Annotated in this window: 1 protein-coding gene; it reads left to right on the top strand. The window is 37.9% G+C overall.

What is annotated here, in order from left to right:
- On the top strand, nucleotides 1–248 hold a 248-nt coding region (locus AMO19_RS01450), incomplete at both ends, for an ATP-binding protein (protein WP_257008928.1).

Here is a 248-nt window from a genome sequence, read left to right as displayed (position 1 = left end):
ATAAAAATCACTATGATTCATAAGACAAATCAATGGGTAGAAATAACAATTTGTGACAAAGGTGCAGGTATTCCTTTGAGCGAACAAAAAAGAATTTTTCTCGATAGGGTTAGACTACCCCAGACTTCTGAAGGAACATCAGGATTTGGCATAGGGTTATCAGTATGTAGGAGAATAGTACAAGTTCATGGAGGAAGAATATGGGTCGTATCTGAAGTTGGTGAAGGTTCCTGCTTCCATTTCACAGT

The sequence above is a fragment of the Prochlorococcus marinus genome, assembly GCF_001180245.1.
Taxonomy (GTDB): domain Bacteria; phylum Cyanobacteriota; class Cyanobacteriia; order PCC-6307; family Cyanobiaceae; genus Prochlorococcus_A; species Prochlorococcus_A marinus_F.
This window is presented reverse-complemented; position numbering and strand designations above follow the sequence as displayed.